Consider the following 22392-nt stretch of genomic DNA (forward strand, 5'->3'; position numbering starts at 1 on the left):
CACCTTTTATCCATCCTCTCCATGATCGGACGGCATCTCATTCTTCATCTTAACAAAAAAAGAGACCCGCTGACATGATCGGGTCTCTAAAATTTCATAAGATCGTGTGGGCGATTTCTTGAGATAACATTTGTTTGATGTCGTTCTGCTCATTTAGAACAGCCACTTTTGGGACATGTGTCGCGATTTCTTCCGTCGACAATTGCGCATACGCCATGATGATGACCTCATCCCCGACTTGGAAATGACGTGCTGCCGCACCGTTTAAACAGATGACACCTGAACCGCGCGCACCTTTGATCGCATACGTTTCAATCCGCGCACCGTTCTGGTTGTTCGTCACTTGGACTTTTTCATTTTCAAGAATTCCGACAGCATCGAGTAAATCTTCATCAATCGTAATCGAACCAACATAGTGTAAGTTTGCCTCGGTGACCCGGGCCTTGTGTAGTTTAGCGTGCATGAATGTGCGTAACATCGTCATGCTCCTCTCGTATATAGTAAATTATCGATCAAGCGTGCCGATGCGAACTGCACGGCGACAGCTAAGAGAATCGTAGTCGTTTGTTCAGTGACAGGTCGTAGTGATGGATAGTCGACAGCTTCGACGTAATCGATCGTGGTCCCCTCGAATTGAAGTGCTTCGCGAGTCTGCTCGAGAACCGTTTCAACCGGCACCCCTTGATCGAGTGCTTGTTTCGCTTGTTGTAACGCTTGCTGGATTCCCGGTGCTTGCGCACGTTCTGTTTCCGATAGATAGACATTACGTGACGATTTCGCTAGACCATCTGCTTCGCGAATGATTGGGCAACGGACAATCTCAACCGGAACAAAGTAATCAGCGACATACGCTTCGATCAATGCGAGCTGTTGTGCATCCTTCAGACCGAAATACGCACGGGTTGGACGGACGACGTTCAACAGTTTACTGACGACCGTCAAGACACCGTCAAAATGCCCTGGTCGTGATGCGCCGCATAAGACATCATCACCGGAGCGGACCGTAACACGGGCCATATCCAGCGGATACATCGTCTCGTTCGTCGGATAGAACAGATAATCGACTCCTTCTGCCTCCGCGATTTTCTGATCCCGTTCTGCGTCTCGTGGATAACGATCCAAATCTTCGTTTGGTCCGAATTGTGTCGGGTTGACGAAAATACTCAAGACGACGACATCATTTTCTTGTCGTGCTTGTTTGAGCAAGGAAGCATGCCCTTCATGCAAGAATCCCATCGTCGGTACAAAACCGATTGAACCGGCTCCCGCTAAATGTTCGCGTAACGTCTGGACGTCCTCGATAATCTTCATTCCTTGTTCCCTCCATAAAGCGCACCAATCAGTTCTTCGTCCATCTGGAACGAATGTGCTAGTTCAGGGAAGGCACCGGCTTTGACGTCTTTGACGTAAGCTGCGATTGCTTCCGTTCCTGAAGTATTCCAGTCCGTGTACGCTTTAACAAACTTCGGTAAACGACCGACGCCATACGTCAAGATGTCATGATAGACAAGTACTTGACCGGCGACTTCTGCGCCGGCACCGATTCCGATGACGGGAATCGAGAGGAGCTCTTGAATCCGTTTCGCGAGCGGATGCGGCACACACTCGAGCACGAGCATCTTCGCTCCGGCACGCTCTGCTTCCAAACTGTCTGCAATCAGTTGTTCGGCTGCTTCTAGTGATTTCCCCTGGACCTTGAATCCTTCAAGAACGCCAACGGATTGTGGTGTTAATCCGAGATGCGCGACGCAAGGCATCCCAGCATCCGTCAAACGACGAATCGTCTTTAAGATTTCCCCTGCCCCTTCTAGTTTCAAGGCATCTGCCTGTGATTCTTGGAAGATGCGGGCTGCTGATTCAAGCGTGCGATCAAATGAACCATGATAGCTTGCGAACGGCATATCGACGATCATGAACGTCTGTGGTGCGCCGCGGCGAACGGCACGCGCATGATGAACCATGTCGTCGACCGTGACGGCAATCGTTGAATCATAGCCGAGGATGACGTTCCCGAGGGAATCGCCGACGAGCAACATATCAACCCCTGCTGCCTCCGATAGTTTTGCTGAAGGATAATCATACGCCGTCAACATGACAAGCTTCTCTCCAGCTTGTTGTTTTTTCAATAATGGACCCATTGTGTGCATTGTGTTCTCTCCTTACGTGTGTAGGGAGGACAAAAGGAAAACGCCTTCTTCTCCAAAATAAATGCATGCGGAAAAGAAGGCGGAATAATTGAATATCGTCCTTCTGTCCCTGTCCGTTAAGATCAAGGCAGTTGAAACAGCTAAAACTGGCACCTGTCAATTCGGTATGGTTCCGATGAGCGGATACCATCCGTGGCTTTATTATACATGACGGGAAAAGCTCTCTGCAAACCGTCTGATTCAAACCCTTATTCTTTTTACCAGTAAATCAGCTCTGCTGAATGGAAACGGGTCTCACCTGTTTCCGTCTTAATCCGAATCGTACCCGTCTCGTCAATACCGAGCAATGTTCCGGAAGCGGTCGCCTGACGTGTCCGTAGTGTCACTTGTTCATGTAAGCGGTCAGCGAGTGTTTCCCACTCGGAGACGAAAGATCCGAACCCTAGCTCGAGCCACTGCGTGTATAGTCGTTCAAATCGATTCAAAAACGTCGCGACGACTTCCGCACGTCGGAAAGTTCTTCCTGATTCTCGGACAAGCGAGGTAGCACGATCTTTGATGTCTTCGGGAAACTGTTCGTGATGGACATTGATGCCGATGCCGATGATGACCGAACTAATCCGGTCCGCCTCGGTCTGCATTTCCGTCAAGATGCCTGCTACCTTACGACCGTTAATCAAGATGTCGTTCGGCCATTTAATCGTAACCGGAACATCGAATGTCCGGAGAGACTGTGCAAGTGCAATACCTGCTACAAGTGTTAATTGACCTGCTTGATGCATCGGTACATCTGGTCGGACGAGTAGACTCATCGCGATGCCTTCATTTTTCGCCTCATGCCACGTTCTCCCTAGCTGTCCGCGTCCATTCGTTTGGTGATCGCATACGACGAGTGTTCCTTCTGGCGCATGCTGTTGCGCTTGTTCATGTGCAATCCGTTGCGTTGTATCCAGTTCTTCGAAATGAAGGAGGTGGCGACCAAGACACGCTGTCGTTAACCATTGTTCAATGGCAATCGGCGTTAGCAAATCGCCTTCATCGACTAATTGATAACCTTGTTTTTTATTTGAGATGATCTGGTATCCTTCTTCTTTTAAAATTTGCATATGCTTCCAAATAGCGGTACGTGAAATATTTAACGTCTCTGCTAATTCTTGTCCGGAATACCACGTCCGCTTACGAAGTGCGATCAAGATTTGTTCTCGGACTGAGTGCGCCATCGCTCTACCTCCTCCATTAATGCCGTTCGGTCGTTTGGACAAGATCTCATGACGACGCTATTCTCCAAGTGCAAGAGCGCTTCCTTGATCTGTTGCTTTTGAAGACCGAGGCGGATCATATCTTTTCCGTCGACAGCGAGCTCTTTGCGACCACGAATCGGTAAATCCGAACGATCCGGATAATGCTTTCCCGTCATTTCCCGAAGAGTCGTCAGTTCTGAGTCCGACAATTGATAACGATCCCAGTCCTGTAACGGTCGATGCAACAGGGGTGCCAAACGCGTAGCGAGCTGGACTTGATGTTTCGATCGTTTCCAGCGCGTCAATTGGTCTCGCGCAAGACCCGCATCGAGCACGAGTGTCCAGACGGCATCTTTTGAAACACCCCGAAGCGACTGCTGCGCAAGTCCTTTGACGATTTCTGAAGTCATGCCGGGTAAATAGCGTTCGATGCCAGTGCGTAGCATCGCCTGTAACGCCCGCTGTTTTCCCGGACCAAGTAAGAGCTTCTCGAACTCGATCGCGATCCGCTCAATCGCAACGGCCGCTAAATGTGGGGCAAGTTCCTTAATTGCTTGTTCCGTCGCCTCGTCAAGCGAGAAGTCCAGTTGACTCATGAAGCGGAACGCCCGCATCATCCGAAGCGCATCTTCATTAAAACGTTCGGTCGGTTTGCCGACCGTCCGGATGATCCGCTCTTCGATGTCACGCGCTCCTCCGAATAGATCGACGCGACCAGTTGGTCTGAGTGCCATCGCGTTGATTGTAAAGTCGCGCCGGGTCAAATCCTCTTCCAAACTGACACCAAGCGTCACCGCATCCGGTCGCCGGCGATCGCTATACGTTGCTTCCGAGCGGAACGTCGTGATCTCGTACGGCACGTGGTTGAGTACGACCGTTACGGTTCCATGCTCAAGTCCTGTCGGAATGACGACAGGGAATAAGTCGATGATTTGTTCCGGTAACATCGAGCTCGCTAAATCGTAGTCTCCAGGTGTCCGGTCGAGCAACATATCACGAACGGCACCACCGACGATATAGGCTTCACCGCCCGCCTGCTCGATTGTTTTAATGATGTGATGTGCACCTTCAAGCAAGTTCATGACGCGCACACACCCGTTCATAGACTTGTTCATAACGGCGGACGATCTCGTTCGAATCAAAACGACGACGCGTATCGCGAATGCCCTCTTCTGCCATTCGCTCCCGTAACATCGAATCATCTGCGAGTTCACCGATTCGTGCCGCAGCTACTTTGACGTCGTAGGTTGGAACGATATACCCGGTTACGCCGTCTTGTATGACTTCCGGTAAGCCACCTGCTGTCGAGACAACACTCGGGACTCCAATTGCCATCGCCTCAAGGACGACGAGTCCGAATGCTTCTTTTTCCGACAACAGAACATGAATATCACTGATGGCGAGCAACTGCGCGACGTGTTCCTGTTTACCAGCAAAGATCACTTTGTCGTAAATGCCGAGTTCCTTTGCGCGACGTCTCGTTTGTCCCATCTCTGGACCATCCCCGACAAGTAAGAGACGCATCTTCCGATCTTTCGCTGCAATGGCGAACGCTGCAAGCGTATCATCAATTCGTTTGACCGGTCGGAAGTTCGAGATATGAATGACGACGACTTCGTCCGCTTCGATGCCGTAATGCCGCTTCAAGCGTTCATCCCGCATCGGATAATAGACACTCTCATCAATCGAGTTCGCAATGACATCGATGTCGTAGTGTGCGTTGAGCGTCGCATTCGTCTCAAGCGCTAGACTCTCTGAGACGGCCGTGACCGCGTCTGATCGTTCGATACCGTAACGAATTGCCGGTTGCATCTCTAAGTCTTGCCCGATGACGGTGATGTCCGTTCCGTGTAACGTCGTCACGACGGCGACACCTTTTTTCTTTGCCATGTTTCGTCCGAGATCTGCACAGACCGCGTGCGGAACGGCGTAATGGGCATGGATGACATCAAGATCAAATAAATCAATGATTTCTGCGACTTTTGACGCCAACGTAATGTCGTATGGTGGATATTTAAAGACGGAGTACTGGTTGACTTCAACCAAGTGTACCGTGATGTTTGGACGATATTCTGTCAGCCGAAACGGCATGCTGGATGTAATGAAGTGAACGTCATGTCCACGATCTGCTAGTTTCATACCAAGTTCCGTTGCGACGACCCCACTCCCGCCGACGGAAGGATAACAAAGAATCCCAATTGCTTTTTTCATGATAAGACCACACTCTCTTTATGACTTCTATTCGTCTCTATTCTAAGCAATATCGATCGGAATGACCATACTGATCACTTTTCGACTGATTTTCATAGGAAAAGCTAGTCTTTTTCCGACCGTGCCGTTACCCTAGAGAAAGAGTCTTGATTTGAAAGGAGCATACGGAAATGGCACCTCCATTCCAATTTCCGATTCGGATCCAGAACATTTTCTGGATTTTGGTCGGGTCATTCATCTTTGCTTTTGGTATTTATCATTTTAACGTTCAAAACGAGTTAGCAGAAGGCGGTTTTACTGGGATTACCTTAATCTTAAAAGGACTGTTCGGATGGTCTCCATCGATCACGAACTTAGTGTTGAATGTCCCACTTTTTTTCGTCAGTTATAAGATTCTTGGTCGAACGACCTTCGTCTACACGTTGATCGGTACATTCAGTTTTTCCTTCTGGTATGGATTGATTGCCAAATATTCACCTCTTGTCATCGACCTGCGTGACGATATGGTGCTTGCCGCGCTCTTTGCAGGTGTATTCATCGGCGTGGGTCTTGGTATCATTTTCAACAACGGCGGTACGACAGGTGGCGTCGATATCATCGCGCGTTTGACGAAACGCTACTTCGGTTGGTCGATCGGTCGAACATTCTTAATCTTTGATTTCTTCGTCATCGTCGCATCCTTGACGTATCTCGATTACAAACAAGCGATGTATACGTTACTTGCCGTCTACGTCGGCGCCCGTGTCATCGATTGGATGCAAGAGGGCACTTATGCTGGTAAAGCAGCGATGATCATCAGTGATCACCGGACGGAGATTGCAGACGGCATTCATGCGACAATGAATCGTGGCACGACCCGTCTGATCGCAAAAGGCGGTTACTCCGGACGAGATCTCGAAGTATTGTACGTCGTCGTCGCTCGTAATGAAATCAATCGCTTGAAGACACTTGTAAAAAGTGTCGATCAACATGCTTTCATTACCTTACATGACGTTTATGAAGTAACGGGAGAAGGCTTCACGTTCGACGAAAACCGGGTCCCAATCAAAGAAACGTAAAAAAACACGGATCGCTCACTTGAGCAATCCGTGTTTTTCTGTTTAATCATCACTTGATGGGTTGAAGACGAGCAGTGCAAGACGAAGAAACTCGGCGACGGCAACGAGTGTTGCTGCGACGTACGTCCAAGCCGCTGCGTTCAAGACACGACGTGAACCACGTTCTTCTTCGGCATCAATGATACCATGCTCCGTCAACTGCGCCATCGCTCGATTCGAGGCATCAAACTCAACTGGTAACGTGACGAGTTGGAAGATGACGGCACCAAGCATCAAGACGACACCCAGCATCGCAAGACCACTGAAACCGGCAAATAGACCAATCAACAACAGTGGGAACGATAAGTTCGACGTAATCGACGCGACAGGTGCGATCCGGTGACGGACACGCATCATATTGTAATCCGTCGCATCTTGAATGACGTGACCGATTTCGTGTGCTGCAATCGAAACGGCTGAGACCGTCGAACCGTAATAGACGTCTTCCGACAAACGAACGACTTTGTTCGTCGGGTCATAATGGTCGGACATCGTTCCACCAATCGGCTCGAGACGGACGTTCGTGATCCCGTTCTGCTTCATGATGAAGTCGGCGACCTGCGCTCCCGTCACCCCACTCTGAATCGGAACATCTTGATATTTTTTATAGGTGCTCCGCACCCGCATCTGAGCCCAAATCGGGACGATGATGATGATCGCGAGATAGATCAAATAGTTTGCCACGAGACATCGTTCCTTTCTTTTTTTGATTATAGGTCTATTTTATGTTCAAGTGATCTTATTGTCAATTGAATCGCGTGCGACAAGCAGATATCCCATCAAAAGACATAATCCGGTCAACCAAAAGGAGCCGTATCCGATCCACTGAATGTGCTCCGCAAGCGCCGGATAGCGCGGCCATTGTCCGAGGACATAATCGACGACATCGTTGTGGATGACCCAGATGGCGACGAGGACGAGCTCCTTGACGCGAAACGTCATCAGCGGACTGTATAACAATGCCTGGAACGCCATCGCTCCGTGCGACACCATCAACATCAGTGCCATCGCCGTTAAGGTCGCATTCTCCATTCCGAGTTGATTCAACATCAACGCATTCATGACGACTGCCCAGACGCCATATTTAATCAATGTCACGAACGCGAGCGCTTCAAACAGTCGGGAACGTCGTCCAAAGATCCAGAGAATGACGATGATCGTAAAGAAGAGAGAGGCGGTCGGGCTATCCGGAATGAACGGATAGTAATACCACTTCGATGTCGCAAGTTGCGGTTCATACCAGATGTAGCCGTAGATCGTTCCTGCTAAGTTGATCAATCCGACGATCCAGAGTACTGCTTTATGGCGGAGTAATGTCAAAATACCTTGCAATCGTTTCACCTCATCATCGACAAAAGCCGGAGGATTGCTCCCCCGGCTTTTGTCTTATTTATTGTTTTCGCCGCCTTCACCGTATGAAGCGATGAATTTCGCGAGTTCTTTACGATCCGCATCTGATCCTTTGTACTGACCAGCAGGCATCGAACCGATACCTTTATCTGCGATTTCATAAATCTCTTCTTCTGTCTTCTTCGTACCAACGAGTGCCGGAGCTGCTGCTCCACCCTCGAGGTTTTTACCGTGACAGTTGACACATGACTGGTTCGAATAAATTTCGTATCCTTTTGCCGATGTATCAATTTTTGGTCCTTCGTTCATCGTCAACTCACCTTGTTTATGGATTGTATCCCAGTGAGTCGTTTGAACAGATTCCCATGTCAAGAAGACGATCGAGACGACTGCGAGGAGCATCATGCTGACTGCGATCGGACGTTTCGCAGGACGACGTTCAAGACCTTGGTCGAGCCATGGCGCGACGAGAAGTGCTGTGAACGCAAGACCTGGAAGGATGACCGTACCCATCAAGATGTATGGACCTGCAGCGAATTGGTATTTCAAGAGCTGATAGAGGAATAGGAAGTACCAGTCCGGAAGTGGAATGTACGACGTATTCGTCGGATCGGCAATGTTTTGAAGTGGTGCTGCTTCTACGATTGTCAGTGTCATGAAGCCGATCAAGAAGACCGCTCCAACCATCCATTCGCGAAGTAAGAAGTTTGGCCAGAACGCTTCCGTTCGACCTGGATATTCCGAGTAGTCTTTCGACTTGTTCGGCATCCGGTTGTTGATCGACACCCGTGAATCGGTGACGAATTTCATTCCTTTACCACGATGCATCGTGTTCTCCCCCTTTTTTGTTGTCTAGATGATAGTCGGTTTAAAGTGGTCCAGAGATCCCTTGTTTACGGATCATCATGAAGTGGGCCCCGAGCAAGACGAACAATGCTGCAGGAAGGAAGAAGACGTGAATCGCAAAGAATCGAGCGATTGTACTTGCGCCGACGATTTCTCCACCCGCAAGGAGGGTCTTCGCGATACCACCGATGACCGGAATACTTTCAGCAATCTGAATCGTAACTTTTGTCGCGAACAACGCTTTCATGTCCCAAGGCAATAGGTATCCTGTCAGACCGAGAGCTAAGACGACGAAGAACAAGAGAACTCCGACGACCCAGTTCAATTCACGTGGTTTTTTGTATGAACCAGTGAAGAAGACACGTAATGTATGTAGGAACAACATTACGATAACGACCGACGCACCCCAGTGGTGCATACCACGAACGATTTGTCCGTGTGCGACTTCATTTTGAAGATAGTAGACGGACGCGTGTGCGTTGATGATGTCCGGTACATAATACATCGTCAAGAACATCCCCGAAAGAATCTGGATGACGATCGTAAAGAACGTCAATCCGCCAAAACAATAAACGAAAGCTGAAAAGTTATGTGCCGGGTTGACGTGCTCCGGTACTTCATGGTCGGCGATATCTCGCCAGAGCGGCGTAATGTCAACGCGCTCATCGATCCAATCATAGATTTTTTGCATCATCGCTTACGCACCTCTTTCGACTGGTTTACCAAGGTAGAGGAAACCATCTTTCTGCTGCATTTCATAACCATCGAGTGGTTTCGTCGGAGGCGTTCCTGGAACGTTGACGCCATCCTTCGTGTACCGACCGAAGTGACATGGGCAATAGAATTGCTCCGGGTGCGTCGGATCTGAACCGAAGCTGACTTGGCAACCTAAGTGTTTACAAATTGGTGAGAGGGCTAGAATTTCTCCCTTATCATCTTTGAACACCCAAGCTGACAACGTTTCTTCGAACTCATACCATGCATCTTGCGTTTGTTTCTTGAAGTCGACCCGTTTTGGTTCTGTCGTGATATCCGACAACTTCATTACTTTTACTTTATCGCCTGCTCCTGATTTCTTCAGGACTGGATCAACTGCGAAGTTGACCATCGGCATGACCATCGTCGCCGCCATGAAACCGCCGACGCCTGTCAATGTATACGTCAAGAACTGACGACGTGTTACGTTAGACCCGTTTTGAGCCATCTCGATCCCCCCTTGTGATGTACGCTGTGCCCCAAGACGACAGTACTTCACACAAATTTCTCACATGGTAATAGTATCTTAATAAAATCATTGCGTCAACCGCTTCATAGCGCGGTCCAACGGTTTCCTAACTGTTCGAGAACTTGTCCAACAAAATTCCCGACCATCTGACCTTGTTGGTCACGACTCATCGTCTCAAGAGCTAGACGTGGCACGTAGATAATCTCTTCAGCAGCAGTCTCCTTCCACCTTAAATCAGCGGTGATGAAGGTGATGAAACGGAATTGCCCGGAAGCAGCCGCTTGACGCCATCCTTCCAACTGTTCGATCGACGGTGCATCGATGTAGGTCAGAGCCGGAACGAGCAACGCCCGTCCGGATAGCTGGCGTTCGACTTCGGACGCCACCGTCAATGTCATGTCTGCGCATTCCGCGTAAGCATGCATCGCCTCATCGAAACCGACCGGAAGCAAAGGCACGATCAGCGTATCGATGTACGCTTGCTCGCTTCGTGTCCGCTGTACGTCGGATGGTTTGAAACGCAAGTCATTTCCCCCTTTCTTCGTACTTACAATTCGTCACATTTAATGTATCATATCCGCATTTCCTCCTACTCTCTTAATGTGAACGTTTTATGAAATTCCACTCTATTTTTCTTCATATTTTGCACAAATCTTCACATACGAAAGGACCCTATCGCCTGCACTGGGCAATAGAGTCCTTCTGTTAAGGAAGTTGACTTCGAACGAGCCGTAACTGTTCGGAAAGGGAGTGGAACCGATGTTGATCGCGTGCATCTAGCGCTTCATCAATCAAGCGGACTAACCGTTCTTCTTCCTGCCGATTGACCGTGACCGCGATGAAATGTGTCGCTTCATCCGCTAAACGCGGTTCAACAGCAACTTCTGGGCGAAACGGATTTTCTTCTAGTAAAGACAAATACTCGTCATCCATCATCATACCTTGGAAGTTCAACTCGATATAGATATCTTCCGAGGTCAGGCGGATGTCATGATACGCTTTTTCTGGATCTAACGTCGTGACATCCCCTTTTTTGAAGAGAAACGGTTCTGCATCGAATCCGTATGTCGTCATGATGATTGCCTTCGGTGCGAAGGTCGCATTTTGGACGAAGTGTACTTGCTCGAGTTTTGCCTCATTACGCAGCCAATAATCGATGATCCATTTCGCTTCCCGTCGCTTTAACGTGTAATAGGTCAAGATGCGGCGTAAGAATCGCTGCTTTCTCTCTATCATCTCAATCCTACTCCCTTCTCCCGTGAAGTCATCCATCCATTCGTTCAACATAGTCGACGAGTTCGTTATCTTCTGGTGTCAACTGGGCAGCGCGACGGAGGAGACGTTGCCCCTCTTCACGCCGTCCTTCTTCGACGAGTGCAAATCCATACTCTTTCAAGAAGAGCGCATCTTCCGTGAATGCACCTTCGACTATCGCATAATTCTCCATCGCTTGTGTGTATTCCTCTAAGGCATACAAAGCGCGTGCCCGGTACCATGTCAGAATCGGAGCCGTGACGTGTTCTTCGATGGCAGAGATCGTCTCGATCATCGCTTCGTGGTCCTCGTCTTCAGCTAGTAACGAAAGCAAACGTTCCGCTGCGACGATTGATTCCGGATTCAAGGCAAGTGCTTCACGCAACGCTTGGACGCTTCCTGCGCGATCACCGAGTTTTAGAAGGAACAAGGCTTCCATCGTCCGCAACTCATCATTATAATCGTCGCGCTCCATTCCTTGTTTGATGACGTTCAGCGCTTCTTTCGTCAAACCAAGTTCGGCTTGGCTTTCCGCATATGGTACGTACGCCGACGTATAGTCTGGATCCTGTGCAATCAATTGCTGGAATGTCTCGACCGCTTTTTGATGTTGACCAACACGGTGAGCCGTCATCGCAAGACCAAACAGCGTATGCAGGTCGGAGCGTTCTGCGACAGCACGTTCGTACAGTGGAATCGCATCTTCAAATTGTCCTGTCATCGCGAGCGATTCCGCATAAAGGGCATCGAGAGGCAATTCAGCACGTAACTCTGGACGCTCCGCAATTTCAGCGAATAACGGTACCGCCTGATCAAACGCGCCGAGCGTCATGTAGAGCTCAGCCAAACCGTATGCAAGTAACGGTTCGTCCGGCGCAAGATTACGTGCTTCCTTCAGCTTCGCTAACGCTACTTCGTCAAGACCTTGCGACTGATAAAGGTCCGCAAGTAAAACAAGAGACCGGGGACCATATTCCATGTCCGACGTATCAACCTGCTCGAGGACCGAGATCGCTTCTTCTTCGCGATCCAAATCGATATAACATTCTGCAAGTAACAAGGCAACTCCCGCGTTACCCGCATATTCAACGTAAAGTGGTGCCAAGAGATCGACCGCCCGGTCAGACAATCCGAGTTCGATATAGAGATCGGCAACGGCGAGGCGGTCCTCATCCGTCCCTGTCTTTTCGAGTTTTTCTAATGCTGCTAACGCTTCTGAGGTGTGACCATGTTCTAATTCTTCGATGATGCCATTCAATAGTTGTTCATTCAAGGCAAACGCCCCACTTTCTGTCATCCGCCTATTGCTTACTCAGATTGGTCGGATTGAAGTTTCTTTAAATCATCATAGAACGTTGGATAGCTGACTTCAACTACTTCGCGTCCATGAACCATAATTTCCGGATTGATCGTCGCTGCGATCGTTAACATCATCGCGAGCCGGTGATCACCTGCACTGTCGACTTCCGCTGCTTGCAAAGATGTCGGTCCTTCGATGATCATGCCGTCATCCGTCGCCTCGATGTTCGCCCCAAGACGCTGTAATGCCGTCACGACCGTCTCGATCCGGTCCGTTTCCTTGACACGAAGCTCTTCCGCATCGCGAATGATCGTTCGTCCTTCCGCTTGCGTCGCAAGTAAAGCGAGTAACGGGATCTCATCAATCAAGGATGGAATCTGATCCCCTTCGACGGTGATTGCTTGTAACGATGTCGTCTCGACGGTCACATCTGCCGTCTCCTCTCCACCGTCTTCTGAGCGATGATTGATTTCGACACTTGCACCCATCTGTCGTAACGTCTGTAAAAAACCGATCCGTGTCGGATTCATCAAGACGTGGGTCGTCGTGATGCGACTATCCTGACCGATTGCTGCTGCCGTCCACCAAAACGCTGCTGACGATGGATCCCCTGGAATGTCCAGTGACGTCGCGTGTAAGCGTACAGGACCCTGTACACGAATGTGCCGACCATCCTCGCGTTCATCGATTGTTACGTCAACGCCGAACTGTGGCAGCATCCGTTCTGTATGATCGCGTGACAGGACCGGCTCAATGACAGTCGTCTCACCCGTCGCATGCAGACCTGCGAGCAACACGGCACTTTTCACTTGCGCACTTGCAACTGGCAATGTATACGTCGTTCCGACAAGCGGCGTTCCTGTGATATGAAGTGGTGCCGTCTCACCAGTGATGTTCGCTCCAAATAAGGCAAGCGGTTCCGTGATCCGTTTCATCGGACGTCTTCGCAAGGAAGCATCGCCATCGAGCGCATAAGCCGCTTGACCGCCTGCTAGGATACCGCTCAAGAGACGAATCGTCGTCCCCGAGTTTCCGCAATCGATCGTCGCTTCTTGGAACGTATCCGTTCCGGTGATCCGAATTTCCTCTGGTGTTCGATCGATCTGCGCACCAAGCGCCTGCATCGCTTCTAGTGAAGCGAGACAATCAGCTCCTTCAAGTGCATTTCTGACACGTGTTGTTCCCTCGGCAATTCCACCGAACAGGAAAGCACGGTGCGTCATTGATTTATCGCCTGGTACTTGTACTGTTCCTCTTAAGCCCATTCTAAACACCTCACTGTTTGATTGAATGCTTGGCGCAATCGTTCTTCGCTCATCGCTTCTAAAATGAAGCGTCCTTCTTTTTCGAGGACGAATCGAATCGTTGCTTGGTGGTTCTTCTTGTCGCGACGCATCAGTTCGAGATAGGTCTCGAACGATTGTCGATCCGGCAATTCCGTTCCGAGACGGTGGAGCAATTGCCCGAGCTGCTTCGCCTGTCCGTCATTTCCTTCCAAGAACTTGACGAAGACGAGTCCGATCCCTACGGCCTCGCCATGCGACAGACCCAGACTCGCATATTCAACGGCATGACCGAATGTATGTCCATAATTCAAGAAGGCACGCATCCCTTGCTCCGTCTCATCTTGTTCGACGATATCCCGTTTCACATTAATCCCTCGTGCGAGCCAGTCTTCTAAATCGAGTCCTTTAACAGTATCCAGCGAAACATCGAGTAACGAATCCGCAAATGATGGTCGCGAAAGGAACCCATGCTTGACTAACTCAAAGAAGCCACTTCTCCATTCCTGGTCTGGTAATGTCTGAAGGAGCGTTAAATCATACACGACACCACTCGGCTGATAAAATGCACCGACTAAGTTTTTACCAAGGGAGAGGTTGAGACCAACCTTTCCACCAACACTTGAATCATGCGCTAACAGTGTCGTCGGAATTTGAATGAACGGGATGCCGCGCAAAAAGGTTGCCGCGACGAATCCCGCTAAATCCCCAATCATACCACCACCGAACGCAAGGATAAGGCTATGGCGTGTCATCCCATACCGAATTCCTTCTTCAAGTAGAGCGCCGTATACGGCAAGCGACTTACTGTTCTCCCCAGGCGCAACGGTACTGATGTGAACATCGATCGACGGCGATACATCCGCTAACGCAGCCTGCAATCGATTCATTTGCAAATGATGTACCGTTTCATCCGTGATGACCCAGATGCGGTCCGCCTTGTTTAGCGCTGAAAGATGCGATAACCGGGCTAATGCCCCATTTCCGACAAATACGGGATATGACGTTTTCAACCGGATATCAAATTCGATCAAAACGTCCGAACCTCCTCTTTATAAGCAGCGACGGCAGCCTGAAGACGATCGAGTGTCGATGTCCCGAACATTTCAAGGATAGCAACCGCAATCTCAAACGCGACGACGGCTTCTAGGACAACCGATGCGGCTGGAACGGCACAGGCATCACTTCGCTCGATTTGAGCCGTGAATGCTTCCTTCGTCTCGATATCGACTGATTGCAGTGGACGATAGAGTGTCGGAATCGGCTTCATCGCGATTTGGACGCGAATCGGCATGCCTGTCGACATCCCACCTTCGATTCCACCTAGATGATTCGTCCGCCGATGATATCCGGATGCATCATGAACGATTTCATCTTGGACGGTACTTCCCTTGCGACGACCAAGTTCATACCCGTCACCAAAACCGACTGATTTCATCGCGTTGACACTGATGACAGCTTGTGCAATCCGGCTGTCGAGCTTTAGATCGTTTTGGGTGAAGGATCCGACGCCAGGCATCATGCCCGTCACGACGACTTCGATTTCACCGCCGAGTGTATCCCCTTCTTTTTTAGCCGCATCGATTTCCTCCATCATCCGTTGTCCAGCCATCTCATCTGCACAACGAACGGGTGAAGCATCAATCGTTTCCTGATGTTCGACGGGATCCTTCCACGGTGCATCGATTCCACCAATCGACCGTACGTGCGAGAACACTTCAATTCCGAGTTCATTCAGTAATTGTTTAGCGAAGGCACCGACCGCTACACGTGCTGCTGTCTCACGAGCGGAAGAACGTTCTAGCACATCGCGTAAGTCGCGATGACCGTACTTCAATCCACCAACGAGATCCGCATGTCCGGGACGTGGACGCGTCAACGTTCGCGGGCGCTCCAACTGTTCTTCGAGCGGTTCTGCTTGCATGACTTGTGTCCAGTGCGTATGATCCTTATTCTCGATGAACAAACTGATCGGTGATCCCGTCGTGTACCCGTGACGAATCCCGCCACGTGCATCGATTTGATCTTGTTCGATTTGCATCCGTCGTCCGCGTCCGTATCCCCCTTGGCGACGTGTCATTTCACGCTGGATGGCTTCAAAATCAATCGTGAGTCCTGCCGGCATCCCATCGATGATGACGGTCAACCCTTTTCCGTGTGATTCTCCTGCTGTCATGTAACGCATTCGCTTCATCCCTTCCTGTTCAACCGATTTTTTCGTAAAAGAAGCTCTGTTTCATCTTTAATCCAAACCGTTCGGGTTGGAAAATTTGTTCCGTTCCACCAACGAATAGGATTCCGCCTGGCTTTAAGGCCTCGACGAACGAACGATAGACGTGTGCTTTTGCTTCTTCTGTAAAATAAATTAGTACGTTGCGGCAGATGATTAAATCAAACCCCGTATCGTACCGGTCTCCTAACAGATTATGTTTACTGAAACGAACGAGTCGTTTGATTTCCGGAACGACTTCGAACGTTTGCTCTTGCTCGATGAAGTATTGCTTTTTACGCGCTTCGACGACTTCATTCAATGCAGAAGCTCCGTATCGACCAAGCTTGGCTTTTTCAAGGACGAGTTCATCCAAATCTGTTGCTTGAATCGTAAAGGCGGACGGATCGAGCCGTTCACTTAAAATCATCGCGAGGGAGTACGGTTCTTCTCCGGTCGAACAAGCTGCGCTCCACGTCCGGATTCGTCCATGTGCTCGCGACTCTAGGATCGGTAAGATATCTTGTTCCAATTGTTGCCAACGAATCGGATTACGGAAAAATTCACTGACATTGATCGTCATCCGATCTAAAAATTCGTCGTATAACGATGTGTCCTTATCCATTGCCTGCATATAAGAAGCAAATGTACTGTATCCTTTTTTATCACGTAACGCCGTCAATCGCCGTTTCATCTGTGCTTCTTTATACTGACCGAGATCAATCCCTGATTTGGTCTTGAATCGTTGAATAAAAAGTTCATAATCTTGCAATTGGCACACCTCACTCACTCTCGATATCGAATGGTCATCTCCATGACCGGTTCAACTTATTTTCTATAGTAGCATAAAGCTATAGGCATTCCAAAAAGCAATTAGACAATTGGGTCATTCCGTTTTACAAGAACACGACAAAAGGGATTCGATCAAATCGAATCCCCTCCCCGTTGTCTTTCCATTCATTTATTACGCGTTGACTGGCTGTCCTTGAAACCAGAGGGAAAGCTCACGCTCCGCACTCTCGACACTATCTGAACCATGGATGACGTTTTCACTCATCGTGTTCGCGAAATCACCACGAATCGTTCCAGGTGCTGCTTCAAGTGGTTTTGTTTTCCCGATCATCAAACGAGAAACAGCGACGACGTCTGCACCCTCGACACGAAGTGCAACGACAGGACCCGATGTGAGGAAAGTGACCAACTCTCCAAAGAACGGTTTTTCCGCATGCTCTTCGTAATGTGCTTTTGCGAGCTCTTCTGTGACGTTCATCATTTTCATTTCACGAATGATGAATCCTTTGCGTTCGATCCGTCCAATGATTTCCCCAATCAATCCACGTTCTACGCCATCCGGTTTGACCATCAAAAATGTCTGTTCCATCTCTAGTTCCCCCTATGAAATGCTTTTAGAAAAGCGCTTACATAGTCAGTTTACTGGCTTTTGAGAAGAACAGCAAGAAATTTTTGACAATCTTCATCCTTTTCGTTTTCCAACGTAGCGTGCGACTTCTTCAAGTGAACGCTTAGCTGAGGATTTAGGTAAGGGTTCAAGACGTTTGATGGCACGATGGATATAATGATCGACTGTTTGTTGCGTTCGTTCGAGAGCACCGGAAGTTTGAAGAAACGACAATAACGGTGCGACTTCTTCATGCGTTGGCATACTCTCGATTTTCGAAAGACGTTCATAAAAGACAGCATCTTCTGCACCATAAAAGACAGGTAACGTTTTGTGTCCATGACGCAAATCCTCTGCTACTGGCTTACCAAGTTCTGTACGATTCGCGGTGAAATCAAGTAAATCGTCAGCAATTTGAAAAGCGAGTCCGATATCTCGTCCAAACAACCGTAACGCTTTCGTATCGGCTGCAGAACAGTTCGCAACAATTGCACCCAGGTGGCAACTCGCTTCGATGAGAATGGCGGTTTTTCGTTCAATCCGTTTGATGTAGCGCTTAATCGACTGTTCCCAATCATATTGGTCGTAGATTTGTTCAATCTCACCTTCACAAATTTCACGCATCGTATGGACCATCACTTGGACAAGTTCCGGCTTTCCGACTTCACCAATCAACCGAATCGCCTCTCCAAACAAATAATTCCCGGAATACAATGCTACTTCTTCATCGAAATATTGCATGACGGTCGGTTTTCCTCGTCGTAGTTCCGCATCATCAATGACATCGTCATGAACAAGTGACGCCATATGGACAAGTTCAAGACTTGCTGCCACACGAATCAGTTCATCTCGATCTGCCTCACCGAATTTAGACGCTAACAATACGAACGCTGGTCGAATCCGTTTTCCACCAGCCTTCAACAATTGTTTTCCGGCCGCATCGATCGTTGGTTCCTCAGAGGCGATATGACTGATCAGAAAACGATCGACTAAATTAACTTCCTTCGTGACATCACGGTATATGGAATGCAGTGACATCTCACCACTTCTTCCCAAGGTGCATTGCAGCAGCCCCACCCGCGAATGCCTTGACTTCCACTTGCATGAAGCCTGCCTGTTCGAAGAGTTGTTTCAGTTCGACACGGTCGAGGAACACTTCCGTCGATTCTTGTAGCCAGTTGTATTGATCGTATGATTTCGCAAGCAATCGCCCGACCTGAGGCATGATTTTCCCGAAGTACAATGAATATGCTTCGCGGAAAAGTGGCGCAGTCGGTTGACTCGTCTCGAGACAGACGACCGTTCCACCTGGTTTTAAGACACGATGCATCTCTTTGATGACTTGTAGATAATCAGGTACGTTGCGTAGACCAAAACCGATCGTCACATAATCGAACGAGTTATCACCGAACGGTAGATCCATCGCATTTCCGTGAATCAATTCGATGTTTTTCATATCGAGCGCTTCTACCTTCTCGACGCCGACTCTCAGCATGTTTTCTGAAAAATCAAGTCCTTTGATGACCCCTGTCGGACCGGCTGCTTTCGCCAGTTGAATCGTCCAGTCCGCTGTCCCACAGCAAAGATCGAGACATTTAGCGCCTGGGAAGACTTGCATCCGGCGCATCGTCTCGCGTCTCCATAGTTTATGCAGTCGGAAGCTGATGACTGAATTCATTTGATCATAGTTCGTTGATATCGATTGAAACACTTCATATACTTTTTTTTCTTTATCTTTTGCCTGCACACCGCTCACCCTTTCCAAGATCTTATGCTACCGCCATCTGCTCGAGATGCGATAACAGTAATTTCTGTGCGACCAGATCCAATTGTTCTGCCTGTTGTTGAATGATCTGTCGCCCCTGTCGTGTCAGCCATTCTCGTTTCGTGATTGCCGCGAGTCCTTGCATTAATCCGAACTCTGCTGTCAACCATAAGAGAACCCGTTCTTCCGTCGATGCATAATTCATTTCGTGAAGGGCACACTTTGCCTCGTTGACCCGTTGAATTGTCCGTCCGAGTGAAACGAGAACCTCTTTTGGTAACCCAGCTAGCTGTTCGAAAAAGTAGCTCGAGAATAAATCCCCCGCTAATACAAGCAACTGTCGCTCCTTCGAACCGCGTAGCGTTTCATTGACACGCTCATGCAGACGTAGCGCTACTTGTGCGAAATGTATCGCTTTGACGAGTGCTTCCGTATCCAGCGTGTCATGTTGAGCGACATCAATCAACCAACTGATCTGTTCACGATCGATGGAAGGGAAATCCACATGTCGAGCCAATCGTGTCGTTTGTTTAGTGGTGAGTGCAGTGATGATTTCATCCACGCGCAGCTCATGTTGTTCCATGCTTTTACCCCCCGATCTCCAGTGCCATCTCGTTGATGGACGTTCTTCTTTTTTAATATACCATAATCGGCGGGCTTTCACGCTTCTGAATGTCCACAAAAAAGCCGCCCGAGAAAATCTCGGGCGACTATGTAGCCGGATTACTTCACAGCATCTTTCAATGCTTTACCTGGTTTGAAGGCAGGTACTTTGCTTGCTGGAATCTCGATATCTTCTTTTGTACGTGGGTTGCGACCTTTACGGGCTGCACGCTCACGGACTTCGAAGTTACCAAATCCAATCAATTGGACTTTCTCTCCAGACTGAAGTGTCTCAGTGATCGATTCGAATGTTGATTCAACAACTTTCGTCACGTCTTTTTTTGTAAGACCTGATTTTTCGACAACTGCTTGAATGAGTTCAGTTTTGTTCATTACTTTCACCCCCTCCCAATCACTTCTTCGAGGGTAATCATACCCCATAAACGTTGCTATTACAACATTTTCGTGTAAATAACGTTCAATTTTCAGATTCTTCGCTCGATTCCTCTGAAAACACAGGTTCGCCTTTTTCGTTTATCGTGTAGCTTTGAGAATAGGCAGGAACAAAAGGTTGATCTTCATAGAGCAAATACCGAATATCCTGACCGACTTTCGGCTTTTTCTTCGCAGTTTGAACAGCTTTCTTCAACTCAGGTAAATAGTTGATGAAGAGGCGTCCTTGACCATCGACATAGATCGACAACTTTTCATCTGAATACGGACTTGGGACGGTCGGTTCTTTTTTGATGAATAGTTTTTTATAGTCAAGCGTAAACTGGTTTTTTCCGAACGATCCTTTAAACGGATACTTTTCGTTCTTCTTCCGATACGCATCAATCCGGACTTGGAGCTTCTGTAACTCTTCTGCAACAAGTAAGTCCATCAACTTAACAGTCGGTTTCGTATCGACATCAACTAACAAGTAGATGAATGTTCCGCCACCTTCAAAACTGTTTGATGGTGGATCACTCATATAACGCGGAATGAGCCGCCCTAATTCGATTTGATAACGCTCCATGAGCGGAGTATCTGCTTCCATCGTCTTGATTGGCAAAACACCCGTGTCTTTTTGATACGCATCGACAGCATCCTGTACGGTACGTAACTGTTGCGGATACGGTACGCGGTTCGACGGTTTCTGACTGTCTGGAAACAGACAACCCGATAACAACGTCACCGGAATGAGCATGAGGATGACGAACCACTTCTTCATGCGCTTGGCCCCGCCATGACGATGAACACCATGATGATCGACGCAACGATGAAACATACGAATGCCAAAGTCGATACGAGAACCTGCCATATCCCTTTCAACTTCGTCCGACTGACTGTGACCAGCAAGACACTGATCGCAAAGAGTCCAATGCCAGCGAACGAGATCCACATTTTTATTAATCCTGGACTCAAGGTTTCCACCCCACTCCGTTAATCTTTCGTCGTGAAGAGATGCTCGATCTCATTTTTCTGTGGTCGTTGCATCAACTTTTTGACTTCTTCTTCCGGTGTATGACCGTCAAAGAGAACATGGTAGAGGGCAGAAGTGATTGGGAGTTCACACTGTTTCGTCTCCGCCAAATCATATGCCGCTTGGGTTGCACGAACACCTTCGACGACCATTCCCATGTTTTCTAGCACCGTCTCTAACTTTTCACCGCGACCGATGGCATTCCCCGCACGCCAATTTCGACTATGAACCGATGTACAAGTAACAATCAAGTCACCCATTCCCGTCAATCCAGTGAACGTCATTGGGTTAGCTCCAAGCATCGTACCGAGACGGGCGATTTCAACCATTCCACGCGTAATCAATGCTGCTTTGGCATTGTCCCCGTAACCGAGACCATCCGTCATACCTGCGGCAAGCGCAATGATATTTTTGAGCGCCCCACCAAGTTCAGCTCCAATGATATCCGCATTTAGATAGACGCGGAAGTTTTCATTCGTAAACAGCTCCTGTACACGACCAGCCTCTTCTAAATCATCCGATGCAATGGTCACTGTCGTTGGTTTACGTAACGCGACCTCTTCGGCATGCGAAGGACCCGTCAAGACACAAACCGCCTTGCGTTTCGCAGGATCGACCTCTTCTTCGATTAATTCTGACAACCGAAGATGGGTCTTTGGCTCAATTCCTTTTGATGCATGAATCAGAACGACTGGTTCCGTCAACAAGTCATTCAATTGTCGGGAAACCGAACGAATCGCAGAGGACGGTGTGACAATCAAGATATGTGTTGCACCTTCAACCGCCACTTTAAGATCCGTCGTCGCCTTCAATGATTGTGGTAACATAACCCCCGGCAAAAATTGCGCATTTTCATGATGTTCATTGATGCGGTCGACGTTTGTTTGTTCACGACCGTAAAGCATGACTTCCTGATCATTATCGGCTAGAACGAGCGAGAGCGCTGTTCCCCAGCTTCCCGCTCCGATGACAGCGATTTTGGTCATACTGACTCACC

At 48.8% G+C, this 22392-nt stretch carries 27 protein-coding genes; 1 reads left to right on the forward strand and 26 read right to left on the reverse strand.

Features of this window, described 5'->3' with window-relative positions; genetic code table 11:
- Positions 1-94 precede the first annotated feature (94 nt).
- The 6 genes from panD to bshA form a co-directional block, all read right to left on the reverse strand.
- Entirely contained in the window at positions 95-478 is a 384-nt protein-coding gene (panD, locus tag L985_RS10265) for an aspartate 1-decarboxylase (protein WP_029341994.1), read from the reverse strand.
- 2 nt (positions 479-480) lie between these two features.
- Positions 481-1311 (reverse strand): pantoate--beta-alanine ligase, encoded by an 831-nt coding sequence (panC, locus tag L985_RS10270; protein WP_029341995.1) that lies wholly within the window; start codon positions 1309-1311, stop codon positions 481-483.
- Complete coding sequence (panB, locus tag L985_RS10275; RefSeq protein WP_029341996.1) at positions 1308-2147, reverse strand: 3-methyl-2-oxobutanoate hydroxymethyltransferase; 840 nt, start codon at positions 2145-2147, stop codon at positions 1308-1310. Before panB ends, panC begins: the two co-directional genes overlap by 4 nt.
- Before the next feature lie 257 nt (positions 2148-2404).
- Positions 2405-3367: a biotin--[acetyl-CoA-carboxylase] ligase gene (locus L985_RS10280; RefSeq protein WP_047393899.1), complete on the reverse strand. Its 963-nt coding sequence runs from the start codon at positions 3365-3367 to the stop codon at positions 2405-2407.
- Positions 3337-4470, reverse strand: a complete 1134-nt coding sequence (locus L985_RS10285; protein ID WP_047393896.1) for a CCA tRNA nucleotidyltransferase — start codon at positions 4468-4470, stop codon at positions 3337-3339. Before L985_RS10285 ends, L985_RS10280 begins: the two co-directional genes overlap by 31 nt.
- Entirely contained in the window at positions 4457-5599 is a 1143-nt protein-coding gene (gene bshA / locus L985_RS10290; RefSeq protein WP_029341999.1) for an N-acetyl-alpha-D-glucosaminyl L-malate synthase BshA, read from the reverse strand. The genes L985_RS10285 and bshA overlap by 14 nt, the downstream gene beginning before the upstream one ends.
- Before the next feature lie 170 nt (positions 5600-5769).
- On the opposite strand from bshA, the gene L985_RS10295 reads away from it, so the two are divergent.
- Positions 5770-6657, forward strand: a complete 888-nt coding sequence (locus tag L985_RS10295) for a YitT family protein (protein ID WP_029342000.1) — start codon at positions 5770-5772, stop codon at positions 6655-6657.
- 42 nt (positions 6658-6699) lie between these two features.
- Here L985_RS10295 and L985_RS10300 read toward each other — a convergent pair whose 3' ends face one another.
- From L985_RS10300 to L985_RS10395, 20 genes are all read right to left on the reverse strand, one after another.
- Positions 6700-7380, reverse strand: coding sequence for a zinc metallopeptidase (locus L985_RS10300; protein ID WP_023468628.1), 681 nt, complete (start codon positions 7378-7380; stop codon positions 6700-6702).
- Between the two features lie 45 nt (positions 7381-7425).
- The gene (locus L985_RS10305) at positions 7426-8028 is read right to left on the reverse strand and encodes a DUF1405 domain-containing protein (protein WP_029342001.1); all 603 of its coding nucleotides are present in this window, start codon (positions 8026-8028) and stop codon (positions 7426-7428) included.
- 54 nt (positions 8029-8082) lie between these two features.
- The gene (locus L985_RS10310) at positions 8083-8874 is read right to left on the reverse strand and encodes a menaquinol-cytochrome c reductase cytochrome b/c subunit (RefSeq protein WP_029342002.1); all 792 of its coding nucleotides are present in this window, start codon (positions 8872-8874) and stop codon (positions 8083-8085) included.
- A 40-nt stretch (positions 8875-8914) separates the two neighbouring features.
- Positions 8915-9586 (reverse strand): menaquinol-cytochrome c reductase cytochrome b subunit, encoded by a 672-nt coding sequence (qcrB, locus tag L985_RS10315; RefSeq protein ID WP_012370658.1) that lies wholly within the window; start codon positions 9584-9586, stop codon positions 8915-8917.
- A 3-nt stretch (positions 9587-9589) separates the two neighbouring features.
- Positions 9590-10096 carry a ubiquinol-cytochrome c reductase iron-sulfur subunit gene (locus L985_RS10320; protein ID WP_023468631.1) on the reverse strand — a complete coding sequence of 169 codons (507 nt, stop codon included), beginning with the start codon at positions 10094-10096 and terminating at the stop codon, positions 9590-9592.
- A gap of 104 nt (positions 10097-10200) precedes the next feature.
- Positions 10201-10641 (reverse strand): DUF2487 family protein, encoded by a 441-nt coding sequence (locus tag L985_RS10325; RefSeq protein WP_023468632.1) that lies wholly within the window; start codon positions 10639-10641, stop codon positions 10201-10203.
- A 181-nt stretch (positions 10642-10822) separates the two neighbouring features.
- Complete coding sequence (locus L985_RS10330) at positions 10823-11353, reverse strand: ReoY family proteolytic degradation factor (RefSeq protein ID WP_029342003.1); 531 nt, start codon at positions 11351-11353, stop codon at positions 10823-10825.
- Positions 11354-11381: 28 nt separating this feature from the next.
- Positions 11382-12668, reverse strand: coding sequence for a tetratricopeptide repeat protein (locus L985_RS10335; RefSeq protein ID WP_231925633.1), 1287 nt, complete (start codon positions 12666-12668; stop codon positions 11382-11384).
- Positions 12669-12679: 11 nt separating this feature from the next.
- Positions 12680-13936 (reverse strand): 3-phosphoshikimate 1-carboxyvinyltransferase, encoded by a 1257-nt coding sequence (gene aroA / locus L985_RS10340; protein WP_047393891.1) that lies wholly within the window; start codon positions 13934-13936, stop codon positions 12680-12682.
- Positions 13927-14988 carry a 3-dehydroquinate synthase gene (gene aroB / locus L985_RS10345; RefSeq protein ID WP_047393887.1) on the reverse strand — a complete coding sequence of 354 codons (1062 nt, stop codon included), beginning with the start codon at positions 14986-14988 and terminating at the stop codon, positions 13927-13929. Before aroB ends, aroA begins: the two co-directional genes overlap by 10 nt.
- Complete coding sequence (gene aroC, locus L985_RS10350; protein ID WP_029342007.1) at positions 14985-16139, reverse strand: chorismate synthase; 1155 nt, start codon at positions 16137-16139, stop codon at positions 14985-14987. Before aroC ends, aroB begins: the two co-directional genes overlap by 4 nt.
- 19 nt (positions 16140-16158) lie before the next feature.
- Positions 16159-16935 carry a CheR family methyltransferase gene (locus L985_RS10355; RefSeq protein ID WP_029342008.1) on the reverse strand — a complete coding sequence of 259 codons (777 nt, stop codon included), beginning with the start codon at positions 16933-16935 and terminating at the stop codon, positions 16159-16161.
- 192 nt (positions 16936-17127) lie between these two features.
- Positions 17128-17544, reverse strand: a complete 417-nt coding sequence (gene ndk / locus L985_RS10360) for a nucleoside-diphosphate kinase (protein WP_029342009.1) — start codon at positions 17542-17544, stop codon at positions 17128-17130.
- 93 nt (positions 17545-17637) lie between these two features.
- Positions 17638-18600 (reverse strand): polyprenyl synthetase family protein, encoded by a 963-nt coding sequence (locus L985_RS10365; protein ID WP_023468640.1) that lies wholly within the window; start codon positions 18598-18600, stop codon positions 17638-17640.
- A gap of 1 nt (position 18601) precedes the next feature.
- On the reverse strand, positions 18602-19309 hold the full coding sequence (locus tag L985_RS10370) for a demethylmenaquinone methyltransferase (RefSeq protein WP_029342010.1): 708 nt from the start codon (positions 19307-19309) through the stop codon (positions 18602-18604).
- A gap of 22 nt (positions 19310-19331) precedes the next feature.
- Positions 19332-19910 (reverse strand): heptaprenyl diphosphate synthase component 1, encoded by a 579-nt coding sequence (locus L985_RS10375; RefSeq protein WP_029342011.1) that lies wholly within the window; start codon positions 19908-19910, stop codon positions 19332-19334.
- A 140-nt stretch (positions 19911-20050) separates the two neighbouring features.
- Positions 20051-20323 (reverse strand): HU family DNA-binding protein, encoded by a 273-nt coding sequence (locus L985_RS10380; protein WP_012370671.1) that lies wholly within the window; start codon positions 20321-20323, stop codon positions 20051-20053.
- Between the two features lie 85 nt (positions 20324-20408).
- Positions 20409-21143, reverse strand: coding sequence for a hypothetical protein (locus tag L985_RS10385; protein WP_029342012.1), 735 nt, complete (start codon positions 21141-21143; stop codon positions 20409-20411).
- Positions 21140-21316 carry a DUF2768 domain-containing protein gene (locus tag L985_RS10390; protein ID WP_034786022.1) on the reverse strand — a complete coding sequence of 59 codons (177 nt, stop codon included), beginning with the start codon at positions 21314-21316 and terminating at the stop codon, positions 21140-21142. The genes L985_RS10385 and L985_RS10390 overlap by 4 nt, the downstream gene beginning before the upstream one ends.
- A gap of 39 nt (positions 21317-21355) precedes the next feature.
- Positions 21356-22381 (reverse strand): NAD(P)H-dependent glycerol-3-phosphate dehydrogenase, encoded by a 1026-nt coding sequence (locus L985_RS10395; RefSeq protein WP_029342013.1) that lies wholly within the window; start codon positions 22379-22381, stop codon positions 21356-21358.
- Between the last annotated feature and the right edge of the window lie 11 nt (positions 22382-22392).

Source organism: Exiguobacterium sp. ZWU0009, from assembly GCF_000798935.2.
Lineage (GTDB): Bacteria > Bacillota > Bacilli > Exiguobacteriales > Exiguobacteriaceae > Exiguobacterium_A > Exiguobacterium_A acetylicum.

Excerpts from the sequence above, each read along its gene's own strand:
- panD (WP_029341994.1), bottom strand. The coding sequence starts at position 478 with ATGTTACGCACATTCATGCACGCTAAACTACACAAGGCCCGGGTCACC.
- panC (WP_029341995.1), bottom strand. The coding sequence starts at position 1,311 with ATGAAGATTATCGAGGACGTCCAGACGTTACGCGAACATTTAGCGGGA.
- panB (WP_029341996.1), bottom strand. The coding sequence starts at position 2,147 with ATGCACACAATGGGTCCATTATTGAAAAAACAACAAGCTGGAGAGAAG.
- L985_RS10280 (WP_047393899.1), bottom strand. The coding sequence starts at position 3,367 with ATGGCGCACTCAGTCCGAGAACAAATCTTGATCGCACTTCGTAAGCGG.
- L985_RS10285 (WP_047393896.1), bottom strand. The coding sequence starts at position 4,470 with ATGAACTTGCTTGAAGGTGCACATCACATCATTAAAACAATCGAGCAG.
- bshA (WP_029341999.1), bottom strand. The coding sequence starts at position 5,599 with ATGAAAAAAGCAATTGGGATTCTTTGTTATCCTTCCGTCGGCGGGAGT.
- L985_RS10295 (WP_029342000.1), top strand. The coding sequence starts at position 5,770 with ATGGCACCTCCATTCCAATTTCCGATTCGGATCCAGAACATTTTCTGG.
- L985_RS10310 (WP_029342002.1), bottom strand. The coding sequence starts at position 8,874 with ATGCATCGTGGTAAAGGAATGAAATTCGTCACCGATTCACGGGTGTCG.
- qcrB (WP_012370658.1), bottom strand. The coding sequence starts at position 9,586 with ATGATGCAAAAAATCTATGATTGGATCGATGAGCGCGTTGACATTACG.
- L985_RS10320 (WP_023468631.1), bottom strand. The coding sequence starts at position 10,096 with ATGGCTCAAAACGGGTCTAACGTAACACGTCGTCAGTTCTTGACGTAT.
- L985_RS10330 (WP_029342003.1), bottom strand. The coding sequence starts at position 11,353 with ATGATAGAGAGAAAGCAGCGATTCTTACGCCGCATCTTGACCTATTAC.
- L985_RS10335 (WP_231925633.1), bottom strand. The coding sequence starts at position 12,668 with ATGACAGAAAGTGGGGCGTTTGCCTTGAATGAACAACTATTGAATGGC.
- aroA (WP_047393891.1), bottom strand. The coding sequence starts at position 13,936 with ATGGGCTTAAGAGGAACAGTACAAGTACCAGGCGATAAATCAATGACG.
- aroC (WP_029342007.1), bottom strand. The coding sequence starts at position 16,139 with ATGCGTTACATGACAGCAGGAGAATCACACGGAAAAGGGTTGACCGTC.
- ndk (WP_029342009.1), bottom strand. The coding sequence starts at position 17,544 with ATGGAACAGACATTTTTGATGGTCAAACCGGATGGCGTAGAACGTGGA.
- L985_RS10365 (WP_023468640.1), bottom strand. The coding sequence starts at position 18,600 with ATGTCACTGCATTCCATATACCGTGATGTCACGAAGGAAGTTAATTTA.
- L985_RS10375 (WP_029342011.1), bottom strand. The coding sequence starts at position 19,910 with ATGGAACAACATGAGCTGCGCGTGGATGAAATCATCACTGCACTCACC.
- L985_RS10380 (WP_012370671.1), bottom strand. The coding sequence starts at position 20,323 with ATGAACAAAACTGAACTCATTCAAGCAGTTGTCGAAAAATCAGGTCTT.
- L985_RS10385 (WP_029342012.1), bottom strand. The coding sequence starts at position 21,143 with ATGAAGAAGTGGTTCGTCATCCTCATGCTCATTCCGGTGACGTTGTTA.
- L985_RS10390 (WP_034786022.1), bottom strand. The coding sequence starts at position 21,316 with ATGTGGATCTCGTTCGCTGGCATTGGACTCTTTGCGATCAGTGTCTTG.
- L985_RS10395 (WP_029342013.1), bottom strand. The coding sequence starts at position 22,381 with ATGACCAAAATCGCTGTCATCGGAGCGGGAAGCTGGGGAACAGCGCTC.